The 20,842-nt window shown below is 71.4% G+C and carries 19 protein-coding genes; 12 read left to right on the top strand and 7 right to left on the bottom strand.

Features of this window, described 5'->3' with window-relative positions:
• The first annotated feature begins 102 nt into the window (after window positions 1-102).
• Window positions 103-1,128: an ABC transporter permease gene (locus tag HZZ10_RS04585; protein ID WP_308507487.1), complete on the top strand. Its 1,026-nt coding sequence runs from the start codon at window positions 103-105 to the stop codon at window positions 1,126-1,128.
• A complete protein-coding gene (locus HZZ10_RS04580; protein ID WP_179912594.1) occupies window positions 1,125-2,816 on the top strand; it encodes an ATP-binding cassette domain-containing protein in 1,692 nt (563 codons plus the stop codon). Before HZZ10_RS04585 ends, HZZ10_RS04580 begins: the two co-directional genes overlap by 4 nt.
• A gap of 226 nt (window positions 2,817-3,042) precedes the next feature.
• On the opposite strand, the gene HZZ10_RS04575 is transcribed toward HZZ10_RS04580, so the two are convergent.
• The 3 genes from HZZ10_RS04575 to HZZ10_RS04565 form a co-directional block, all read right to left on the bottom strand.
• Entirely contained in the window at window positions 3,043-3,513 is a 471-nt protein-coding gene (locus HZZ10_RS04575) for a GNAT family N-acetyltransferase (protein WP_179912593.1), read from the bottom strand.
• A gap of 77 nt (window positions 3,514-3,590) precedes the next feature.
• Window positions 3,591-4,943 carry a chloride channel protein gene (locus tag HZZ10_RS04570; RefSeq protein ID WP_218928436.1) on the bottom strand — a complete coding sequence of 451 codons (1,353 nt, stop codon included), beginning with the start codon at window positions 4,941-4,943 and terminating at the stop codon, window positions 3,591-3,593.
• Window positions 4,944-5,118: 175 nt separating this feature from the next.
• Window positions 5,119-5,670: a hypothetical protein gene (locus HZZ10_RS04565; RefSeq protein ID WP_179912591.1), complete on the bottom strand. Its 552-nt coding sequence runs from the start codon at window positions 5,668-5,670 to the stop codon at window positions 5,119-5,121.
• A 259-nt stretch (window positions 5,671-5,929) separates the two neighbouring features.
• Here HZZ10_RS04565 and HZZ10_RS04560 point away from each other — a divergent pair, with 259 nt between their 5' ends.
• The 7 genes from HZZ10_RS04560 to HZZ10_RS04530 all read left to right on the top strand — a co-directional run bounded on the left by HZZ10_RS04560 (window position 5,930) and on the right by HZZ10_RS04530 (window position 14,844).
• On the top strand, window positions 5,930-7,417 hold the full coding sequence (locus HZZ10_RS04560) for a glycoside hydrolase family 32 protein (RefSeq protein ID WP_179912590.1): 1,488 nt from the start codon (window positions 5,930-5,932) through the stop codon (window positions 7,415-7,417).
• Window positions 7,418-7,467: 50 nt separating this feature from the next.
• Window positions 7,468-8,805: an ABC transporter substrate-binding protein gene (locus HZZ10_RS04555; RefSeq protein ID WP_179912589.1), complete on the top strand. Its 1,338-nt coding sequence runs from the start codon at window positions 7,468-7,470 to the stop codon at window positions 8,803-8,805.
• Window positions 8,806-8,927: 122 nt separating this feature from the next.
• Complete coding sequence (locus tag HZZ10_RS04550) at window positions 8,928-9,809, top strand: carbohydrate ABC transporter permease (RefSeq protein ID WP_179912661.1); 882 nt, start codon at window positions 8,928-8,930, stop codon at window positions 9,807-9,809.
• Window positions 9,752-10,624, top strand: coding sequence for a carbohydrate ABC transporter permease (locus tag HZZ10_RS04545; protein WP_179912588.1), 873 nt, complete (start codon window positions 9,752-9,754; stop codon window positions 10,622-10,624). Before HZZ10_RS04550 ends, HZZ10_RS04545 begins: the two co-directional genes overlap by 58 nt.
• Complete coding sequence (locus HZZ10_RS04540) at window positions 10,621-11,640, top strand: LacI family DNA-binding transcriptional regulator (protein ID WP_179912587.1); 1,020 nt, start codon at window positions 10,621-10,623, stop codon at window positions 11,638-11,640. Before HZZ10_RS04545 ends, HZZ10_RS04540 begins: the two co-directional genes overlap by 4 nt.
• A gap of 12 nt (window positions 11,641-11,652) precedes the next feature.
• Window positions 11,653-13,110 (top strand): glycoside hydrolase family 32 protein, encoded by a 1,458-nt coding sequence (locus HZZ10_RS20010; protein WP_308507485.1) that lies wholly within the window; start codon window positions 11,653-11,655, stop codon window positions 13,108-13,110.
• 171 nt (window positions 13,111-13,281) lie between these two features.
• Entirely contained in the window at window positions 13,282-14,844 is a 1,563-nt protein-coding gene (locus tag HZZ10_RS04530; RefSeq protein WP_179912586.1) for a glycoside hydrolase family 32 protein, read from the top strand.
• A 55-nt stretch (window positions 14,845-14,899) separates the two neighbouring features.
• Here the strand turns inward: HZZ10_RS04530 and HZZ10_RS04525 are convergent, their stop codons facing one another.
• From HZZ10_RS04525 to HZZ10_RS04515, 3 genes are all read right to left on the bottom strand, one after another.
• Complete coding sequence (locus tag HZZ10_RS04525; RefSeq protein ID WP_218928435.1) at window positions 14,900-15,850, bottom strand: alpha/beta fold hydrolase; 951 nt, start codon at window positions 15,848-15,850, stop codon at window positions 14,900-14,902.
• 318 nt (window positions 15,851-16,168) lie between these two features.
• On the bottom strand, window positions 16,169-16,603 hold the full coding sequence (locus tag HZZ10_RS04520) for a VOC family protein (RefSeq protein ID WP_056131305.1): 435 nt from the start codon (window positions 16,601-16,603) through the stop codon (window positions 16,169-16,171).
• A 76-nt stretch (window positions 16,604-16,679) separates the two neighbouring features.
• Window positions 16,680-17,471, bottom strand: coding sequence for an SDR family NAD(P)-dependent oxidoreductase (locus tag HZZ10_RS04515; RefSeq protein WP_156382721.1), 792 nt, complete (start codon window positions 17,469-17,471; stop codon window positions 16,680-16,682).
• A 91-nt stretch (window positions 17,472-17,562) separates the two neighbouring features.
• On the opposite strand from HZZ10_RS04515, the gene HZZ10_RS04510 reads away from it, so the two are divergent.
• Both HZZ10_RS04510 and HZZ10_RS04505 read left to right on the top strand, forming a co-directional pair.
• Window positions 17,563-18,051 (top strand): MarR family winged helix-turn-helix transcriptional regulator, encoded by a 489-nt coding sequence (locus HZZ10_RS04510; RefSeq protein WP_179912584.1) that lies wholly within the window; start codon window positions 17,563-17,565, stop codon window positions 18,049-18,051.
• A 126-nt stretch (window positions 18,052-18,177) separates the two neighbouring features.
• Window positions 18,178-19,221 carry an arsenic resistance protein gene (locus tag HZZ10_RS04505; protein WP_179912583.1) on the top strand — a complete coding sequence of 348 codons (1,044 nt, stop codon included), beginning with the start codon at window positions 18,178-18,180 and terminating at the stop codon, window positions 19,219-19,221.
• A gap of 14 nt (window positions 19,222-19,235) precedes the next feature.
• Here the strand turns inward: HZZ10_RS04505 and HZZ10_RS04500 are convergent, their stop codons facing one another.
• On the bottom strand, window positions 19,236-19,784 hold the full coding sequence (locus HZZ10_RS04500) for a TetR/AcrR family transcriptional regulator (protein WP_179912582.1): 549 nt from the start codon (window positions 19,782-19,784) through the stop codon (window positions 19,236-19,238).
• An 88-nt stretch (window positions 19,785-19,872) separates the two neighbouring features.
• Here HZZ10_RS04500 and HZZ10_RS04495 point away from each other — a divergent pair, with 88 nt between their 5' ends.
• Window positions 19,873-20,829, top strand: a complete 957-nt coding sequence (locus HZZ10_RS04495; protein WP_179912581.1) for an SDR family NAD(P)-dependent oxidoreductase — start codon at window positions 19,873-19,875, stop codon at window positions 20,827-20,829.
• Window positions 20,830-20,842 lie beyond the last annotated feature (13 nt).

Genomic DNA, 20,842 nt, shown 5'->3' with positions numbered 1-20,842 from the left:
CACCCTCCCACCGGCGCGAGCTCGGCACCCGGGAGCGAGATTGTGCCCCCTTCGTCCGGGCACCCTCCGACCAGCGCGAGCTCGGCACCTCGGAGCGAGATCGTGACGTCCACGTCACGAACTCGCTCCGACGGCACGATCTCGAAGGACAACGGAGCGGTTCGGCCGGAGCACGGCACGATCTCGAAGGACCACGGGGCGGTCCGGCCGGAGCACGGCACGGCGCCAGAGGACCACACAGCGGGAGCGGAGAAGAAGCAGGTGACGCAGGTGCGCGGGAACACCAGGCCGCACGACGGTGCCCGGACCGGCCGGCGCCGGGCGCGCCTCGGGGCCTTCGGCGTCGCCGGGGTGCTCGCGCTGGCCGTCGTGCTGCTCATGGCCGTCGCGACGGTGTGGCCGGGGCTGATCGCGCCCGGCGACCCTGACGCGATCGCTCCGCGCGACGCCTTCGCCGCGCCGAGCCTCGCGCACTGGTTCGGGACCGACGAGTCCGGGCGCGACGTCTTCACGCGGGTCGTCCACGGCACCCGCCAGTCCCTCGGCATCGGAGCCGCCGCGACGGCGATCGGGGTGGGCATCGGGCTGGTCATCGGCATGCTCGCCGGCCTCGGGCCGCGGCTGGTCGACAGTGCGCTGAGCCGTGTCATCGAGGTGCTGTTCGCGCTGCCGTCCCTCGTCCTCGCGCTGCTGCTCGTCTCCGTGATGGGCGCGGGCGTGACGCCGACCCTCGTCGCCGTCGGCCTCGCGACGGCGCCGGGCTACGCCCGCATCTTGCGGTCCCAGGTGCGCTCTGTCGCCGCGAGCCCCTACGTCGAGGCCGCCAGGCTCGAGGGTCAGCCGGCGCTCTTCGTGTTCTTCAAGCACATCGCGCCCAACACCCTGTGGCCGCTCGTCGCGGTCGCGACCCTCGGCGTCGGGCAGGCGATCGTCTGGGTCTCGGCGCTGAGCTTCCTCGGCCTCGGCGCGCTGCCGCCCTCCCCAGAGTGGGGCGCCATGGTCAACGGAGGCCGGGTGTACCTCGTTCGCGCCTGGTGGCTGACGCTGGCCCCCGGCCTCGCGATCACCATGACGGCGGCCGCGCTGACGGTCCTCGGACGACGCCTCGGACGGGTGGGAGCAGCATGAGCGCCAGGCCGGAGAAGACGACGCGAGACCGCGCCGCGGCGGAGACGTCGACTGCTGACCTGCCAGCCACGGCCAGGTCGGCACGGCTGCCTGCCCGGGTCGGCTCGGTGGAGCGGTCCGGTCCGGCTGGACCGCTCGCCCTCGACATCCGTGGGCTGCAGGTGTCCTTCGCCGGGGTCGGCGCCGTGCTGCGCGGTGTCGACCTCACGGTCGCGCCCGGTGAGTGCGTCGCCGTGGTCGGCGAGTCCGGCTCTGGCAAGTCGGTCCTCGTGCGGTCTGTGCTCGGGCTGGCTTCCGAGGGCGGCTCGACCGCCCGAGTGGCCGCGCAGACCTTCACCGTGGGTGGGCGTGACGTGCGGCGGCTCTCGGAGCGCGGGTGGCGCTCGGTCCGCGGGTCCGAGGTCGGGCTCGTGCTCCAGGACGCCCTCCAGTCGCTCGACCCGCTGCGGACCGTCGGGGCGGAGATCGGCGAGACCCTCGCCCTGCGCAAGGTGCCGCGCGCCCAGCGCCGCGACCGCATCCTCGCGGCCCTCGACGCGGCCGGTCTCGACTCCCCCGAGCTGCGCATCGTGCAGCGACCAGGTCAGCTGTCGGGTGGGATGCGCCAGCGCGCCCTCATCGCCTCGGCCCTGGTCGCCGAGCCGCCGCTGCTGGTGCTCGACGAGCCGACGACGGCCCTCGACGCGACTGTCGCCGCGCGGGTCCTGGCCACCCTGGCCGCCCTGCGTGACGCCGGGACGGCGTTGCTGCTCGTCAGCCACGACCTCGCGGCGGTCGCCCAGGTGGCCGACCGAGTGGTGGTCCTCAGCGATGGCGAGGTGGTCGAGGAAGGTCCCACCGCGCAGGTGCTCGACTCCCCCGTGCACCCTGAGACCCGACGCCTCGCGGCAGCCGTCCCGCGCGGACCCAAACCGGGAGCTGCGAGCACCTTCGGTCCTGTCGTGCTGTCAGGGCGTGGGCTCGGGCGGACGTTCCGGACCCCTGGCGGCGGGCACGTGCAGGCCATCGACGGTGTCGACGTGGATCTGCGACGCGGCGAGGCCCTCGGGATCGTCGGTGAGTCAGGGTCGGGCAAGACGACCCTCGCCCGCCTGCTGCTCGCGGCGGACGCACCCGGCACGGGCACGGTCACCCTCGACGGGGAGGCGTGGAGCGAGACCGGGCACCGCGAGCGTCGCACCCGGCGCCACAGGGTCCAGCTGGTGCCGCAAGACCCGCTCGGGTCTTTCGACCCGAGGTACACCGCCGGACGGATCCTGCGTGAGGCGCTCTCCCGAGGGCGTTCGACCGCGACACCCGTCGAGCTGCTCGACGCCGTGCGGCTGCCGCCCGAGGTGCTCGGCCGGCGTCCGCGCAGCCTGTCCGGCGGCCAGCGTCAACGGCTCGCGATCGCCCGTGCGCTCGCCCTCGAGCCCGACGTCCTCGTCTGCGACGAACCCGTGTCGGCCCTCGACGTGACGGTCCAGGCCGAGATCCTCGGTCTGCTGCTCGACCTCCAGCGCAGCCGCGACCTGTCGATCGTCTTCGTGTCGCACGACCTCGCCGTCGTGCGACAGGTCTGCGACACGGTCCTGGTGATGAAGGACGGTCGCGTCGTCGAGCGCGGACCCGTCGAGGACGTCTTCGCCGACCCCCAGGCCCCCTTCACCCGCGAGCTGCTCGCAGCCCGACGAGGCGCGGGGACCTAGACGAGGTCGCACCTGCGACGCGGAGGTCGTACCTTCGACGCCGAGGTCGTACGGACACGCCAGATCTCGTCTACCAGGCCTGGGTTCCGACGTGTCCGTACGACCTCGCGGGCAGAGATGCGACCTCGTCGACCGCGGGCAGCACGGGCAGCGCGGGCAGCGTCGGGTGCCGCCGGGTGCCGCCGGGTGCCGCCGGGTGCCGCGGGGTGCCGCGGGCAGCGTCGGGTCAGACGAGGGGCTTCGCCATCTTCACCGAGGTGGTCTCGTAGCCGAGCGACTCGTAGAGCCCGCGAGCGCTCGTGTTGAACCCGAAGACGCTCAGGCCCAGGGTCGTCGCGCCCTGTGCGCGTGCGTAGTCCTCGCCGAGCAGCATCGCCTGGCGGCCGTAGCCCTCACCGCGGTGCTCGGCGTCGACGACGACGTCCCACACCCACCACGCTGCAGGGTCGTCGGAGGTGTCCGGCCCGATCCAGAGATACCCGACAGCGCCACCTGACGCGTCGACGAGATCGAACACCGCGTGCCCGCCTGTCGGCCGTCCCCCGGGGAAGTCGCGGTCGAGGCTCTCGCGCGCCCGGCGACGGGCGTCTTCAGGTGTCGCGCCGAGGGCGACAAGATCGGTCGCGTACTCCGCGGCGCTCCTGTCGAGCCATCGAGGGAGGTCCTGCGGGGCGAGGGGGCGGAGCGAGATCGTCACCCGACGATCCTCGCAGACCCACTGCTGCCAGCAGCGGTGGTCGACTGCCGAGGCCCTCAGTGGCAGACGCCCGCTGCCTACCCGGAGCCTGCTGCAGCGCCCGGCGGCCGCCCTGTCGGGAACGGTTCCTGCGGGGCGTCGTCACCCCGGGTCAGGAACGACATGACGACGTGCGCCACGACGACGGAGACGATCACGAGCGGCATGACCGACAGCCCCTGGGACAGCAGCAGCGTGGCGAGCAGCACCGAGACGAGGGGCATCCGGAGCATGACGACGCACATCGCGCCGATCCCCATCGCTGCACCGGCCACCGTCTGGAGCCCTGGCGCGTGGGACAGGGCGATCCCGCCCGCAGCCCCGATGAACATCCCGGGGAACACCGGGCCCCCACGGAAGACGCCGAGCGACAGCGCATAGGTGAGGCTCTTGAAGACGACGAGGAGCACGAGGGCACCGACGGAGTAGTCGGAGGCGTGGACCAGGAGCGGGCCCAGCGCGGTCTCGCCCGAGAAGAGCACAGCCTCCGGGCTCCGGTCGGAGACCGCGCCGTACGCCATGGCGACGAGTCCGACGAGGAAGGCCACGACGACAGGCGCCAGGACCGGCCGGCCTGCGCCCCGCGTGCGGACGAGTCTGGAGAGCCTGCGCACACCGATGCCGAGGAACGGCGCGGCCAGGCCGATGACGACAGCCCACCCAAGCTGCGGCACGTCGGGCCGTACGAAGTCCGGGAGGGCAGGGATGGCGAGCGATGCGGTCCCGAGCCCGGTGAGGGAGCCCAGCCCCACGATGACGAGCGCGCCGACACCAGAGGCGAGCAGGCCTGGGACGAGCATGAAGCCGAGCGCCGCGCCTCCGGTCGCGGAGGCCTCCATGAGGAGGAACGCGCCGAGCAGCGGCGACCCGAGGAGCAGGCTGATCGCGGCGAAGGCACCGGCAGCCCCCAGCACGGCGACGGCCTGCTCGTCGTCGCCGCGCTTCACGAGGCTCGGGGCCCACGCGGCTAGCCCTGCCCCGAGGGCGATGAGCGGCGCCTCCGGTCCGACGACGGCACCGAGACCGAGGCTCGCCAGCGCCGCCAGCGCGATGCCAGGGATCTCGCGTGGCCGCGGCGGAGGGCCCGCGTGGAAGCCGTCGGCCGGAGAGTCCCCACCCTTCCCGGGGAGGTACCGGACGCACAGCCCGACGATCAGCCCCGCCAGGACGAGCGGTGGCACAGGCCACCAGAGCGGCACAGGGTCCAGCCCGAGCGCCGACGGGAGGTCGTGGTAGACCCAGTGCTGCGTGTGGTGGACGAGCTGCAGGTACGCGAAGGCGACCGCCGACACGGGCACGCCGACGGCCGCTGCGAGGAGGAGCAGCTGGCGGTACCGCCTGGAGTGCAGGCTCGGCAGAGGCTGTGGGACCGGCGTCGGGTGTGACGGCATGATGCCCATGGTGCTCGTCGCAGCGTCCGCGCTCATCACCCGCCGGGGATGAGGAGCCGAGGCGCTGGCGGCGCCACGAGCCAGAGATGGGGAGCACCAGCGCCTTTTCTGCAGTGACCGCGCGCGGGGCCCGGCGAGGTCGTGCCGGAGCGGATCGCGGCTCGCCCGCCGCGCCTCAGAAGGTGAGCGTGACGTCCTCGGCGGTGCAGGCACCGGCCGAGTAGGTGATCGCGTCCATCATCGTGCTCATGGTCTCGTCCTCGGTCCCGCCGGAACCCGCCTCGAGCGCCAGCAGCGACAGCACCGCGAAGAGCCCGTAGGTCTCGGTCGGAGCCGTGTCCTTCTCGTCCTCGGCGCGGAGGTAGATGTCGTCGTAGGCGTCGGTGTCTCCGGGCTCGACCGCGCGCAGGTCCGAGACGATCGTGTTGAAGCTCTCGCAGGAGGTCTTGATCTCCTCTGACGTAGCACCCTGGACACCGAAGTCCTCCGGTGCGTTCCCTGTCACGTCGTCGTCCGAGCTCGCGTCGTCGCTGCTGTCCGAGAGCTCCTCATCCTCGCCCGTCGTCTCCTCGGTGGCGTCGTCCGTCGTCCCGGTGCCTGTCGCGTCGTCCTGCGTGACGTCCGTGGTCGCGTCACCCGATCTCGAGTCGTCGGACGAGCACGCACCCAGGGCGAGCACCAACCCTGCGGTGAGGGCCGTGGCGGTGAGAGAGCGTGCGATCTTCATGGGCTGGGATCCTGACGACGGGGCCGCGGAGTCGTCCCGCGACCAGGTGAACGGTGCCCCCAGAACGTACCTGCCGCTCTGCGGCAGCGGGCCGTCCGGCGATGGGGAGTTCTCCCGGTCCCCATCGCCGGGGCACGCGTGACCGGTGTGAGGGCCACGAGTGGTGCCTGGGCTGCCGCACTTTGGTCAACCGGTTGACCATCCCGGCATCGGCGCATTACGGTGTGCGCAACCGCTTAACCACGATGACGAGGTAGCAATGGACCAGCGAGGGTTCTACCAGCCGGACGGCGCATGGGTGGGGGATGTCATCCCCTGGCAGGAGGACGGGGTCTTCCACCTCTTCTACCTGCACGAGACGCGCCGCGTACCGGCCGACGGCATGCCGTGGCACAGGGTCGTCACCGACGACCTCGTCACCTTCCGCAGCACGGGCGAGGCGCTCCCCTCGGGAGGCCCGACCGCCGCAGACTTCAACGTCTACACGGGCAGCATCGTCGTCGACGCCGAAGGGACCCACCACGCCTTCTACACAGGCCAGAACCCGGCGGTCGTCGGTGCTGACGGACGACCGCTCCAGCTCGTCATGCACGCGACGAGCCGCGACGGCATGCGGTCCTGGCAGGGTCACCCCGCTGAGACCTTCGGTGCGTCACCGGGCTACGAGACCGGGGACTGGCGTGACCCCTTCGTCTTCTGGGACGCCGAGGCCGGTCTGTGGCGGATGCTCGTCACGGCCCGTCACGACCACGGACCCGACCGCCGCCGCGGTGTCGTCGCGCAGTGCGTCTCCCGCGACCTCAGCACCTGGGAGCCCGCAGAGCCGTTCTGGGACCCGCGCAGGTACGTCGCCCTCGAGTGCCCCGAGGTGTTCCAGTGGGGCGGGTGGTGGTACCTCGTGTACTCCGAGTTCAGCGACGCCTTCACCACGCGCTACAGGATGGCCCGCTCCCTCGACGGCCCGTGGTTCGTCCCCGAGCACGACACGCTCGACGGGCGGGCGTTCTACGCCGCCAAGTCGGCGGAGCGCGACGGTCGGCGCCTGTTCTTCGGCTGGATCGCCTCCCGCGAGGGTGGGGCCGACGACGGCGCATGGCAGTGGGCGGGCACCATGTCCGTCCTCGAGGCCGAGCAGCGCGCTGACGGCACTCTCGCCTTCCACCCCACCCAGGAGCTGCGCGACACCTTCGCCGACCCCGTCGACGTCGTCCCGGCCGAGACCGTGCTGAGCGCACCCGACGGGTGCACGAGCGTCGTCTCGTCCGAGGACGCCCCGTCCGCGTTCAGGCTCTCCGCCCGGTTCGACCTCTCCGAGGGCACCCGGGAGGCCGGCCTCCTGCTGCGCGCGAGCGCCGACGGGGACGAGGGCTACGTGCTGCGCCTCGAGCCGCACAGGCACCGGCTCGTCCTCGACAGGTGGCCGCGCCAGCAGACCGGGACCGAGCAGTGGCACATCTCCGGGGACGTGCCCTTCGTCGTCGAGCTCGAGCGGCCGTGCCGGCTCGACCCCGGTGAGCACGACCTCGAGGTGATCGTCGACGGCGACCTGTGCGTCGCCACGGTCGACGACGCGACGGTGCTGAGCACCCGTCTGTACGACCGCCCTGCGGGACGGGTCGGCGCCTTCGTCGGAGAGGGCACGGGCACGCTCTCCCACCTCACCCTCGCCCCCCGTGCCACACCACAGCCCGGGCGCCCGCTGGACGCCGCCACCCTCGACGGCGACCTGCTCGCCGCCACCACCTAGACATCCCCCCTGCCACCCGACCACCCCCCTCGATCAACGGAGATTCGACCATGGTCACCAGGAAGCGCACCGCAGCACTCCTCACAGCCGCCGTCACCGCCGCCGCCCTCGCCCTCAGCGGCTGCGGGGGCGCGGCCGGCGGAGCCGACCCCACCGACGTGAACCCCGAAGGAGAGATCGAGCCCCGCGAGATCTCCTGGCTCCTGTCACGGCCTGCCGACGGCGGTGTGATCACCGCGATGGAGCAGATCGCCGACGAGTACGCGGCCGACCACCCGGGGTTCTCGCTCAACCTCATCACCACGCCCGACAGGCCGTCGTACATCCAGAAGTACGAGACCCTCGCCGCGGCGAACAAGCTCCCCGAGCTCTTCGACACCGACGCCACGCCCTTCGCCCAGAAGCTCGCAGGCCAGGACCGCATGGTCGACATCGACCTGCTGCTCGCCGACCTCGGTCTCGACGACGACTACCGCGAGGCGGCGCTCAGCTACCAGCGCTTCGACGACGGCTCCCTGTACATGGTCCCCTTCGAGTTCCAGCTCGAGGTGTTCTGGTACAACACCGCGATCTTCGAGCAGGCCGGGGTGAGCGTCCCCGCCACCCTCGACGACTTCCCCGCGATGTGCACGGCGCTGCGCAGCGCCGGCGTCACCCCCATCGCGCTCGACGGCCAGGACCAGTGGCCCCTCGAGAGGTACATGGCCTACTACCCCTTCCGTCTGACCGGGGCCGACTTCATCCAGGACCTCAAGAACGGTGACGCGTCCTTCGCCGACCCAGCCGGTCAGGCAGCAGCCCAGTGGCTCGCCGACCTGGGCGAGGCAGGCTGCTTCGCCGAGGGCTTCTCCTCGACCGGCTACGCCGACGCCCAGGCGCTGTTCACCTCGGGCAAGGCAGCCGTGTACAACATCGGCACGTGGGAGCTGGGCAACCTCGCGACCGAGGCGCTCGACCCCGCGGTGCAGGGCTCGGTCGACTACTTCACCCTGCCGACGGTCGAAGGTGCGGTGACGGCTGAGAACGAGTACGTGACCCCGTCGGGCATCGGCATGGCGGTCAACGCGCAGACCTACGACCCGCTCGTGCGGGACTTCCTCGGCTACGCCCTCGAGCGCTACCCGGAGATCTACGCAGCCACCGGCGCGCTGTCCCCGACGACGACCGCCCAGACGACCATCCCGGCGGACGCGACAGACCTCTACTCCCGACTGGTCACGCAGGCCGACGAGGTCGGCACCGCGATCGCGATGCCCTGGGACACCCAGCTCGACCCCGCGACCAACACCCGCCTGCAGCAAGAGCTCACCCTCCTGGTGCAGGGCGACATCACGCCCGAGGAGTTCACCACGACGATGGACGCGGCCCTGGCGGAGAACCTGCGATGACCGGGCTCGCCCACGCCGGAGCCGGACCGGCCCGCCCACCGCAGGAGGCGCCGCAGGAGGCAGCGCAGGTCGGCAAGCCCGCACCGGTCCGCTCCCGCTCGCGCGCACCGATGCGGACGTCGATGCTCCCGCGCCGCTCGCGCCTGTCGGTGCTCGTCTTCCTCGTCCCACCCCTGCTGGTCTACGCCCTGGCCGTCCTGCTGCCGATCGGGCAGTCGCTCGTCCTGAGCCTCTTCCGCTGGGACGGCATCACCGACATGTCCTTCGTCGGCGTCGACAACTACGTCAAGATGCTCACCCGCGACGACGTCTTCTGGACCTCCTTCCGCAACGCCCTCGGCTACCTCGCCATCTGCCTGGTGCTCCAGCTCGGCGGCGCACTCGTCGTCGCGGGGCTGCTCACAGCGCTCCCCCGCGCCCGCGAGCTCGTCAAGACCCTCTACCTGCTGCCCGCGGTGATCTCGACGGTGGCCATCGCGCTGCTCTTCCAGCGCCTCTACTCCCTCGAGCCTGTCGGCCTGCTCAACCAGGCCCTCGCCTGGGTCGGGCTGGAGAACCTGCAGACCGCGTGGCTCTCGGACGTCAGCACGGTGCTCGCCGCCGTCTCGGTCCCCGAGGGCTGGCGCTTCACGGGGCTCTACATGCTCATCATCTACGCCGCCCTCATCGCGGTGCCGAGCGAGCTCGAGGAGGCCGCACGCCTCGACGGCGCGTCGTGGTGGCAGATCTTCTGGCGGATCCGGTTCCCGTACATCCGCCCCGTGTGGATCACCACGACCGTCATGGCCACGACCTTCGCGCTGCGCGGCTTCGACATCCCGTACCTGCTCACCAACGGCGGCCCCGGGCAGTCCTCCGAGCTCTTGACGACCTACATGTACAAGACCGCCTTCGTCCACACCGACTACGGCTACGCGAGCGCGATCTCGGTCTTCATCGTCCTCGAGTGCCTCGTCGCCGTGGGCCTGATCTTCCTCATCTTCCGTCGAAGGGACGACTCGTGACCGCGACAGTGCTCACCGCGACGGTCGTGCTCATCGTCCTCGTCCAGGTGTACCCGCTCGTATGGCTGCTGCTCACGAGCTTCCGCACGGCCTCCGACTTCGCCGGGGGCAACCCCTTCGCCCTGCCGTCGGACCTCACGCTCGACAACTACTCGCGCGCCTTCGCCACCGGGAACCTCGGGCTCAACGTCCTCAACAGCCTGATCGTCACGCTCGGGGCGAGCGCGCTCATCGTGGTGGCCGGCATGATGGCGGCCTTCGCCCTCCAGGTGCTCGGCTTCCGGCTCAGCGGCTTCGTGCGGGCCCTGTTCCTGCTCGGGATCATCGTGCCCGTGCAGATCGCGCTCGTGCCGCTGTTCATCGACTACTCCCGGGTGGGGCTGCTCGACACCCACCTGTCGATGATCATCCCGCTCGCCGCCTTCGCCCTGCCGATGGCCGTCTACCTGTTCTCGTCCTTCTACGAGTACATCCCGCGGGAGATGTACGAGGCGGCCTCGCTCGACGGCGCAGGCCCGTACAGGATCTTCGGGCAGATCACCCTCCCGCTGTCCCTCAACACGATCATCACCGTGGTGCTGGTCAACTCGATCTTCATCTGGAACGACTTCATCTTCGCCAACACCTTCGTCCTCTCCGACGGCCTCAAGACGATCCCGCTCGGCCTGCAGAACTACATCGGTGCGATGGGGAACACTGACTGGACGGCGACCTTCGCAGCCGTGTGCGTCACCGTGACGCCGCTGCTGCTGGTGTTCCTCGTGCTGAACAAGGCAATGATCAACGGACTCGAGAGCGGGGCGACCAAGGGATGACCACGGCAGGCAGCAGCAAGCACGGTGCGGCGGTCACGATGCGAGACGTCGCGAAGCTCTCCGGCGTCTCGGTCTCGACGGTCTCCCACGTCGTGAACGACAAGCCTGGTGCACGCATCGGCAAGGACGCCCGGCGACGGGTCCAGGAGGCCGTCGAGCAGCTCGGCTACCGCCCGAACGTTCTGGCCAAGACCCTCTCCCGCGGGACGTCGGCGTTCATCGGCCTGGTCGCCGACGAGATCGCCACGACCCCCTTCGCAGGCCAGATCATCCACGGCGCGCAGGACGAGGCGTGGAAGCACGGCTTCGTCCTGCTGGTCGCCAACACCGACGGCAACGCGGCGGTCGAGGACGACGCCATCGCGATGATGCTCGAGCACCAGGTCCGCGGGATCCTCTACTCGAGCTGGTACCACCGCGAGATCTCCGTCCCCGAGGCGCTCCACCAGACCGACACGATCCTGGTCGACTGCTTCGCCGACGGCAGCGGCCTGCCCGCCGTGGTCCCGGACGAGGAGCAGGGCGGGCGGACCGCGACCGAAGAGCTCCTCGCTCACGGGCACCGGCGCATCGCCTTCCTCAACACCACCACCCCGTCCCCCGCCCAGACCGGACGTCTGGCCGGCTACAGGTCCGCGCTCGAGGCCGCAGGCATCGGGTTCGACCCGGCGCTCGTCCTCCCTGTCGCGCCCGACCAGGGCGGCGGCTACGCCGGGACGTCCCACGTCGTCGACTCCGGTGCGAGCGCAGTGTTCTGCCACAACGACCGCGTGGCGATGGGCGTGTACGACGGCCTGCGCGAGCGCGGGCTTCGCATCCCCGACGACGTCGCCGTGATCGGCTTCGACAACCAGGACGTCATCGCCGCCCACCTGCGTCCCACCCTGTCCACGGTCGCGCTGCCGCACTACGAGCTCGGCGCCGCGGGCGTGCGCATGCTCCTCGGCGTCGACCCTGCCCCGGACGACGAGCCCCGTCTCGTCGCCTGCCCGCCGGTGCTCCGGCACTCGGTCTGAGGAGAGGATCCCGTGCAGACGACGAGCACCGGCGCGCCGCGCCCCAGCTTCCACTTCACCCCACGACAGCACTGGATGAACGACCCCAACGGGCTCGTGCACCACGGAGGCCTGTGGCACCTGTTCTTCCAGCACAACCCTGAGGGTCCCGACTGGGGCAACATGAGCTGGGGGCACGCCACCAGCCCCGACCTCGAGCACTGGACCGAGCTCCCCGTGGCGATCGCCCACAGGCCCGGTGAGCAGATCTACTCCGGCTCCGTCGTCGCGTCGCGCACGGGCGACGACGTGCTCACCGCCTACTACACGAGCGCCTACGACGACGGGCACCAGGCGCAGTCCCGCGCGACCAGCGTCGACGGGGGCCTCACCTGGGACCTCGACCCGGCCAACCCGGTCCTCGACCGGGGGACGACAGCCTTCCGGGACCCCAAGGTGATCCGCTACGACGACGGCGGCGGCACCCCGCGCTGGATCATGCTGACCGTCGAGGCCGACGACCGGCAGGTCCTGCTCTACTCCTCGACCGACCTGGTGACGTGGGAGCACCTGAGCACGACGGGCCCCTTCGGGGCGACAGGCGTCGTGTGGGAGTGCCCTGACCTGGTCAGGCTGCCGCTGGACGGAGACGCCGACGACACCCGGTGGGTGCTGCTGCTCAGCACCAATCCCGTCGGAGAGGACCCCGATCCCGCGGGCTCGTCAATGCACTACGTCGTCGGGCACCTCGACGGGACCTCCTTCGTGCCCGAGGTCCCCGAGCTCCGCCGGCTCGACCACGGGCGCGACTACTACGCGGCCGTCACCTTCGACGACGCCCCGGACGGCGAGTCCGTCACGATCGGCTGGATGAGCAACTGGCACTACGCCCGGGTGTTCCCCTCAGCACCGTGGCGGGGCGCGATGTCGCTGCCGCGCACCCTGGCGCTGCGCACGGTCGACGGGCGACCCACGCTCGTGCAGTCGCCGCCGGGATTCGTCCGCGGGTACCTCGACCGCGTGCTGCCGACGGCGCTGCTGGTCGACGACCAGCCGGCTGATCTGCACCTCTCCGGGCACTCGCTCGTCGAGCTCCGCTGGGACCCCTCGGCCACGGGCGTGCTCAGCATCCGGCTGCGGGGTGACCAGGACGCCTTCGTGGACCTCGTGCACGACCCTCACGGCAGGACGCTGTCCCTGACCCGGGGTGGACCAGCGGCCGAGGCCGTGCACCCCGACTTCCCGTCGACGAGCACCGTCCCGCTGACCGGCGACGGCCCGGCCCGGCTGCTCCTGAGCCTCGACGGCCCGCTGCTCGAGGTCTTCGTCGGCGACGGCGAGGTGACAGCGTCCAACCTGGTCCTCCTCGGTGCCCGTGGCGTGACCCTGAGCCTCGAGGCGGCACGCCCCGCGACCCTGCACGCCACCGTGGTCGACATCAGCGCTCACCAGGAGACCAGCATGCCCGTCCCCGCCGCCGCACTCGGCTGACAACAGCCGCACTCGGCTGACCGCAGCCGCACTCGGCTCAGCGCAGCCGCTCCAGCACCCACCACGACGCCGGTCCGCCGGCCGCAGCACCCACCGCGATCCCCCTGCACAGCACAGCACCGCACCGAGGGGCCGATCCGTCGCGCCCACCACCTCCGAGAGGAACCCGCAATGATGCCGTCCATCTCACGCCGCACAGTGCTCCGAGGAGCCGGGACCGGGGCGCTCGCCCTGGCCTTCGGCAGCGCCCTCACCGGCACCGCCCGGGCAGCGCAGGGCTCGCTCCGCGCCGTCTACCACATGACCCCGCCGAGCGGCTGGCTCTGCGACCCGCAGCGCCCTGTCACCACGGGCGGGGCCTACCAGCTGTACTACCTGCACTCCGGCCAGAACAACGGACCTGGAGGCTGGGACCACGCGACCACGACCGACGCTGTCACCTTCACCCACCACGGGACCGTGATGCCGCTGCAGCCCGACTTCCCCGTGTGGTCAGGCTCGGCTGTCGTGGACACCGCGAACACCGCCGGCTTCGGCGCCGGGGCTGTCGTCGCGCTGGCGACGCAGCCGACAGACGGCGTCCGCAGGTACCAGGAGCAGTACCTGTACTGGTCGACCGACGGCGGCTTCACCTTCACCGCACTGCCCGACCCTGTCATCGTCAACACCGACGGGCGTGCCGCCGTCACGCCCGCCGAGATCGAGAACGCCGAGTGGTTCCGCGACCCCAAGATCCACTGGGACTCCGCCCGGGCCGAGTGGGTCTGCGTGATCGGACGCCTGCGCTACGCCGCGTTCTACACCTCGCCGAACCTGCGCGACTGGACGCTGCGCCGCAACTTCGACTACCCCGACCATGCTCTCGGTGGCATCGAGTGCCCCGACCTCTTCGAGATGACGGCCGACGACGGCACCCGCCACTGGGTGCTCGGGGCCAGCATGGACGCCTACGGCGTCGGCCTGCCGATGACCTACGCCTACTGGACGGGGACCTGGGACGGCGAGCAGATGGTGGCTGACGACCTCACCCCGCAGTGGCTCGACTGGGGCTGGGACTGGTACGCGGCGGTCACCTGGCCGTCGCTCGACGAGCCCGAGACCAAGCGGCTCGCGATCGCCTGGATGAACAACTGGAAGTACGCCGCCCGTGACGTCCCGACCGACGTGAGCGACGGGTACAACGGGCAGAACTCGGTCGTCCGGGAGCTGCGGCTCGCCCGCCAGCCCGGTGGCTGGTACAGCCTGCTCAGCACCCCAGTCTCGGCGTTGCGGGACCACGTCACCGCGACCACCACCCTCCCCGACCGCACCGTCGACGGCAGCCTCGTCCTCCCGTGGGAGGGACGCGCCTACGAGCTCGAGCTCGACATCTCCTGGGACACCGCGACGAACGTGGGCGTGTCCGTCGGCCGTTCAGCCGACGGCTCGCGGCACACGAACATCGGCAAGCACGGCGCCGAGCTCTACGTGGACCGCGGGCCGTCCGACCTCGCCGGGTACTCGCTCGCGCCCTGGTCGCGAGCCGCCGCCCCGATCGACGCCGACGCGCGGTCGGTGCACCTGCGCATCCTCGTCGACACCCAGAGCGTGGAGGTCTTCGTCGACGCCGGCCACACCGTGCTCTCCCAGCAGGTCCACCTGACCGCGGCAGACACCGGCATCTCGCTCTACACGGACGGTGGCCCCGCAGCCTTCACGGGCATCACGCTGCGGTCCTTCGGCGACGTGGTCTAGCGGCGCGTGGCGGCGACGGGTCGTCTGCGTGCTCCGCAGACGACCCGTCGTCGCATCAGCGCAGCTCGGCGACCACGTCCCGGACGGCCTCGACGACGACCTCGGGCTGGTCACGCATCACCAGGTGCCCGCTCTCGGCGGCGACCACCAGCCGGCTCGCGCTCGAGAGGTCGAGGAGCCGGCGCTGCCCGTCCTGCCAGATCGCCTCGACCTCCTGCCCGGCCTCGGTGCTGAGCCCGGCCGCCGCGTAGTCCTGTGCGACGCCGCGGGCGACGACCACCAGGGGCAGTCCTCCCAGATCCTGGCCGCGGACGGCGTCCTCGGTCGAGCCGACGAGGTCCGCCTCCTCCTGGCGCACCCTGAAGAACTCCGGGTCTGCGACGACGTCGACGAACCTGTCCTGGTCCTCCGGATCGACGCTGCCGGCCAGCAGGGTCCCGGCGAAGAGCCGCATCACCCCGGTCTCGGTGAGCGCCGACAGCAACCAGACAGGTGGGTTCCCTGCGAAGCCCTCGGCCTCGAGGATCGGCGCCGTCCGGGCCGCGTCGTCCTCCGGGCGGGCGTCGACGAGCACGAGGCCCGTCACCTCGTCCGGGTAGCGCTCGGCGAAGAGCCTGGAGAACAGACCGCCCATCGAGTGCCCGACGAGGACGTACGGACCGTCGAGGCCTGCTGCCATGAGGGCGTCGTGCAGCTCGGCGACGATGTGCTCGCCGGTCCGCGAGGTCGTGGCCGGCTCGCTCCACCCGGTGCCTGCTCTGTCGTACGAGACGACCGTCGCGACGTCGGCGAGCCCGGCCGGGACGTCGCGCCACGACAGGCTGGTCTCCCCGCTGCCCGCCACGAGCACGACGACGGGGGCCCCGGCGGGCCCCGGGGTCACCTGGAGGTGCAAGGACGTCGTCCCCACGTCGACGAGCACACCCGGAGCCGGGAACCTGTCAGCCGCCCCGGCCGAGGCGACCCGCTCGTAGACCACCCCGGCGAGGACCAGGAGGACGAGCACGACAAGAAGCCCGGTGACGGCCCTCGTGAGGCGGCGCCCGAGACTGCGGCGAAGACGGGAGGGACGGGGAGCGCGGGCAGGACGGGGAGGACGTAGGGCGTGTGAGGTCGACATCCCTCGATCGTGGTCGCCGGGGTGCCGTCCTCGCGTCGGCTGACCGGGCGACCCGACGTCGCCCGATCGGCCGACAGGCCGGCGGACCCGGCGCCCGGCAGGACCTCGGTCACCGCGACCGCGGCGCCCTCGGGCGACGATCTCGCCCCGATGCCCGCGGACTGGGGTCATGGGGTCATGGGGTCATGGGGTCCTGCGACGACCTCAGGACTTGAGGGCCTGAGCCAGCATCACGAGGATGCCGCTCGGACCACGCAGATACGTGAGCCTGTACACGTCCTCGTAGGTGGCGACCCCGCGGAGCGGGTAGCAGCCGTGCGTCGCGGCGATCGCGAGGGCAGCGTCGAGGTCGTCGACCGAGAAGGCGACCCTGTGCATGCCGATCTGGTGCGGCAGCGTCGGCTCGGTCTCGAGAGCCACCGGGTGGATGTACTCGAAGAGCTCGAGGCGCCCCTGACCGTCGGGGGTCTCGAGCATCGCGATGCGTGCGTGGTTGCCGTCGAGCCCGACAGCGGTGTCAGCCCACTCGCCGCTGACGGTGTCCCGGCCGATCACCGTCAGGCCGAGGTCGGTGAAGAAGGCGACCGCGGCGTCCAGGTCTCGGACGGCGATCCCGACGTTCTCGAGCTTGATGGTCATAGGGGAACGCTAGCGCCGTCAGCGCGCAGCCGACAGACCCAGCCTCGGTCGCGGTCTTAGCTGCCGACGTCGGGCGTCAGAGCATCCCCGTGAGCACCCCGCCGTCCGCTCGGACCGTCGCCCCGTTCGTCGCCGACGCGAGAGGGCTCGCCAGGTAGGCGACGAGCGAGGCGATCTCGTCAGGGTCGATGAAGCGTTCGAGGAGCGTCGTCCGGTTCTGACCGATGATCGAGGCCTTGACCGCGTCTTCGGGCGCGGACTGGGCTGCTGCGACCGACCGGACCACGTCTGCGACACCGTCCGAGTAGGTCGGGCCGCCGAGGACGGTGTTGACCGTCACGGCTGTGCCGCGGGTCCGCTTGGCGAGGCCGTTGCCGAGCGCGATCATCGCGGCCTTGGTGACCCCGTAGTGGATCATGTCGGCGGGGACATTCACCCCGGACTCGCTGCTGATGAAGACGATGCGGCCCCGACCGCGCTCGAGCATCCCCGGCAGCACCTGACGAGAGAGCCGGACCCCGCTCATCAGGTTCACCTCGAGGTAGCGCACCCACTCGTCGTCGGTCACCGACTCGAGCTCCGCGAGTCCGAAGAGACCGACGTTGTTAACGAGGACGTCGACGTCTCCGAGCTCGTCGACGAGCGACCTCACCGACGCAGGGTCGGCGAAGTCCGCGACGATCCCGCGGTGATCAGCGCCGGGGTGAGCGCGTCGCAGGTCGGCGACGACAGCGTCGACAGTCTCCTGGGTGCGGCCGTTGACGACCACCCTCGCGCCTTCTGCGGCGAGCCTCGACGCCACGGCGCGGCCGATGCCCCGGGTCGACCCGCTGATGAATGCCGTCGTGCCGTGCAGCTGCAGATCCATGAGCTCTCCTCTGATTCTCCCCGGCATGACTTGCCTGGGAAAGTCAGACTACGGAGAGTCACTTGCCTGAGCAAGTCCGTAGACTGGGCTCATGCCCGCCTCCCCGCCTGGCCTCAGCCGTGACCACCTCGCCGCCTGGGCCTCCCTGGCCACGGTGCTCGAACGCCTCCCGACAGCGCTCGACGCCCAGCTGCGGCGGGACCACGACCTGAGCCACTACGAGCACGGGCTGCTCTACGCGCTCGACAGCTCGACCGAGAGGTCGCTGCGCATGAGCACGCTCGCCGGCTACGCCAGCAGCACGCTGTCCAGGCTGTCGCGGGCGATCTCCCGGCTGGAGAAGAAGGGCTGGGTCCAGCGCTCCCCAGACCCGGACGACGGCCGCTTCACTCTCGCGATCCTCACGGACGAGGGGCACGACCTCGTCGTCCGCTCGACGCCCGCACACCACGCCCTCGTCGAGGAGCTCGTCTTCGCCCCGCTCTCCGAGGCACAGGTGCACCAGCTCGCGACCATCAGCGCGGAGATCGCGACGACCATCGACCCGACTGTGCCCTGGGCGCCGCCGGAGCACGGCTGAGGAAGACCTCCGAGCACGCGGGACCACGTGCGGCTCGGCGACCATGAGCAGCTCGCCATCATGTGCGGCTCGGCGGCCGCTGGTCCTGCCTCTCGGAGCGTCGCGACCTCGCGGTACGGTCTGCGGATGACCACTCCCCCCGACGACGCGCGACGCGGCTCTCGCGTCGTCGAGCGGTGGGACCGCCAGCAGGTCCCGCTCTACCTTCTCGCCATCGCCCTGGGTGCGGCCATCGGCCTGGCCCTCCCCCAGGTGGCGTCGACGCTCGAGCAGGCGATCACCCCGGTGCTCGCGCTGCTGCTCTTCGCGACGTTCTCGGGCGTCCCGCTCATCGAGGTAGGCCGGGCCCTCCAGGACGTGAGGTTCCTGGTGACGGCCCTCGTCGCGAACTTCGTCGTCGTGCCCGTCGTGGTCTTCGGGCTCTCGCGGTTCGTCGCGGACGACCAGGGGCTGCTGCTCGGTGTGCTCCTCGTGCTCCTGACCCCGTGCGTCGACTACGTCATCGTCTTCACGGGGCTCGCAGGCGGGGCGCGGGCGAGGCTGCTGGCTGCCTCTCCCCTGCTGATGCTCGTCCAGATGCTCCTGCTGCCGGTCTACCTCTCTCTCTTCGCAGGTCCTGAGGTCCTCGAGGTCGTCGACGTGCGCCCCTTCGTCGAGGCCTTCGTCGTGCTGATCCTCGTCCCGCTCGCAGCCGCTGCCGGGGTCCAGGCCCTCGCCCGGGGCCGGCGGGGACAGCGTGACCGTCGGACCGTCGGGGCGATCGCCGGAGGAGCCGTCGAGAGGGCGACGGCCGCAGCGATGGTCCCGCTGATGATGCTCACCCTCGTGGTCGTCGTCGGGTCGCAGGTCGCGGCTGTCGGCGCCGAGGTGCGCTCGCTCGCGCGCGTCGTGCCGCTCTACGTGGCCTTCGTCGTGGTCGCCGTGGCCGTCGGAGTCCTCGCGAGCCGCGTCGCACGCCTGGACGTCTCCGCAGCCCGTGCCGCAGTGTTCTCGGTCGCGACCCGCAACTCTCTCGTCGTCCTGCCGCTCGCGCTCGCCCTCCCGGAGAGCCTGTCGATCGCACCCCTAGCGGTCGTCACGCAGACCCTCGTCGAGCTCGTCTCGATGGTGATCCTCGTGCGGGTCGTGCCTCTCGTGGTCCGCGGGACTGGAGCCGCGCACTCGCGCTGAAGCCACCCGCCGTGTCAGCGGCTGGGCGCGGGCCTCAGCCCGTCGAGCAGCACCTGGACGAGGAGCGAGCGGTCGTCGGGCGAACCGAGACGCACAGCGTGCTCGATCCCGCAGACGAGGTGCGCGAGGTGGTCGACCGTGAGGTCGGCCCTGACGGCCCCGGCACCACGAGCAGCCTCGAGCACGGAGGCGAAGGTCTCGAAGATCTCGCGCTTGGCCGTCCGGACGGACTCCGCCTCGTCCTCGGGCGAGAGCAGCACCGCCTGGAGACCGCCGTCCTCGAGCTGGAGTGCGAGGGCAGATCGCAGGTAGAGCGCGAGCCCTGCTCCCGGGTCAGGGTCTGCTGCCGCCCGACGAGAAGTCGCGAGCATCTCGTCGAGGGTCTCGGCGGAGAGCGCCTCGACGAGGGCATGGATCGTCGGGAAGTGCCTGTAGACGGTCCCGACCCCGACTCCGGCGTCGCGGGCGACGTCGTTGAGCCGCAGGGCGGCGCGGTCGTGGGTCCGGGCGACCTCGAGGATGCGCGCTCTGCTGCGCGCGGCGTCGGAGCGGAGGGCTGACATGCGACCACCCTACTCCAAGCGGATTGTGTATCCGTTCTTGTGCTAGCGTCCAGATGGATAAGTCATCCACTTGAGAGACGAGGACTTCATGACCTGGGACCCTTTGCGCCTGCCAGACCAGACCGGGCGCACCGTCGTCGTCACCGGCGCCACGGCCGGGATCGGCTACTTCGCCGCAGAGCAGCTCGCCGCGGCTGGCGCCGACGTCGTCCTCGCTTCCCGCTCGCAGGACAAGCTCCGACGCGCCGCTGACGCTGTCCGCAGCCGCGTGCCCCTCGCATCTGTGCGGACCGTCGTGCTCGAGCTCGGCTCGTCGGCCTCGGTCGACGCGGCCGCTTCAGAGCTCGCCGCGCTCCCCCGCCTGGACGCCCTCCTGCTCAACGGCGGCGTGATGAGCATGGACCGGACCGCCACGACCGAGGACGGGCTGCCGCTCATCCTCGGGACGCACGTCGCCGCGAGCGCGAGACTGCTGGAACGGCTGCTGCCGTCCCTCGTCGCGACAGCCTCCGAGCACGGGAGCCTGAGCCGGGTCGTCCACACCTCGACGGGCTTCGTCCAGATGCTCCGCCTGCGCACCGACGACCTGCGGCACGTACCCAGGCTGGGGATCACGGCGTACACCAAGGCCAAGACCGCGACCGAGATCTTCGCCTTCGAGCTCGACCGCAGGCTCCGCGCCGCCGGCTTGCCCGTCGCCTCCGTGGTGACCAGGCCGGGCGTGGGGGTCGACGCGAAGACCCCCGAGCGTCCGGGGGTCCGGGATGCGACGACGCCCTACCAGCGCAACCCGTACACCCCGTGGGCGCAAGGCAAGGACACCGCTGCCTGGTCGGCGGTCAGGGCGCTCACCGACCCGCAGGTGAGCGGCGGCGAGTACTTCTCGCCGAGCGGGAGGCTGCGGGGCACCCCCGTCTCGATCCCGCTGCCGGCCAGGACCGCCGCCCCGGCCGGCGACACCGCTGAGCGCCTGTGGCGCCAGGTCGAAGACCTCGCGGGTGTGACGATCGACCTCCCCGACCTCGCCTCACGTCCGGCCCCGTAGGCACCGCACCAGG

It is taken from the genome of Sanguibacter inulinus (assembly GCF_013415325.1).
GTDB classification, from domain to species: Bacteria; Actinomycetota; Actinomycetes; order Actinomycetales; family Cellulomonadaceae; genus Sanguibacter; species Sanguibacter inulinus.
The sequence above is the reverse complement of the archived record's forward strand: the minus strand, read 5'-3'. Positions and strand labels throughout refer to the sequence as shown.

Excerpts from the sequence above, each read along its gene's own strand:
- HZZ10_RS04495 (WP_179912581.1), top strand. The coding sequence starts at position 19,873 with ATGACCTGGGACCCTTTGCGCCTGCCAGACCAGACCGGGCGCACCGTC.
- HZZ10_RS04570 (WP_218928436.1), bottom strand. The coding sequence starts at position 4,943 with ATGCCGTCACACCCGACGCCGGTCCCACAGCCTCTGCCGAGCCTGCAC.
- HZZ10_RS04520 (WP_056131305.1), bottom strand. The coding sequence starts at position 16,603 with ATGACCATCAAGCTCGAGAACGTCGGGATCGCCGTCCGAGACCTGGAC.
- HZZ10_RS04505 (WP_179912583.1), top strand. The coding sequence starts at position 18,178 with ATGACCACTCCCCCCGACGACGCGCGACGCGGCTCTCGCGTCGTCGAG.
- HZZ10_RS04555 (WP_179912589.1), top strand. The coding sequence starts at position 7,468 with ATGGTCACCAGGAAGCGCACCGCAGCACTCCTCACAGCCGCCGTCACC.
- HZZ10_RS04580 (WP_179912594.1), top strand. The coding sequence starts at position 1,125 with ATGAGCGCCAGGCCGGAGAAGACGACGCGAGACCGCGCCGCGGCGGAG.
- HZZ10_RS04550 (WP_179912661.1), top strand. The coding sequence starts at position 8,928 with ATGCTCCCGCGCCGCTCGCGCCTGTCGGTGCTCGTCTTCCTCGTCCCA.
- HZZ10_RS04510 (WP_179912584.1), top strand. The coding sequence starts at position 17,563 with ATGCCCGCCTCCCCGCCTGGCCTCAGCCGTGACCACCTCGCCGCCTGG.
- HZZ10_RS04540 (WP_179912587.1), top strand. The coding sequence starts at position 10,621 with ATGACCACGGCAGGCAGCAGCAAGCACGGTGCGGCGGTCACGATGCGA.
- HZZ10_RS04500 (WP_179912582.1), bottom strand. The coding sequence starts at position 19,784 with ATGTCAGCCCTCCGCTCCGACGCCGCGCGCAGCAGAGCGCGCATCCTC.
- HZZ10_RS04530 (WP_179912586.1), top strand. The coding sequence starts at position 13,282 with ATGATGCCGTCCATCTCACGCCGCACAGTGCTCCGAGGAGCCGGGACC.
- HZZ10_RS04515 (WP_156382721.1), bottom strand. The coding sequence starts at position 17,471 with ATGGATCTGCAGCTGCACGGCACGACGGCATTCATCAGCGGGTCGACC.
- HZZ10_RS04560 (WP_179912590.1), top strand. The coding sequence starts at position 5,930 with ATGGACCAGCGAGGGTTCTACCAGCCGGACGGCGCATGGGTGGGGGAT.
- HZZ10_RS04565 (WP_179912591.1), bottom strand. The coding sequence starts at position 5,670 with ATGAAGATCGCACGCTCTCTCACCGCCACGGCCCTCACCGCAGGGTTG.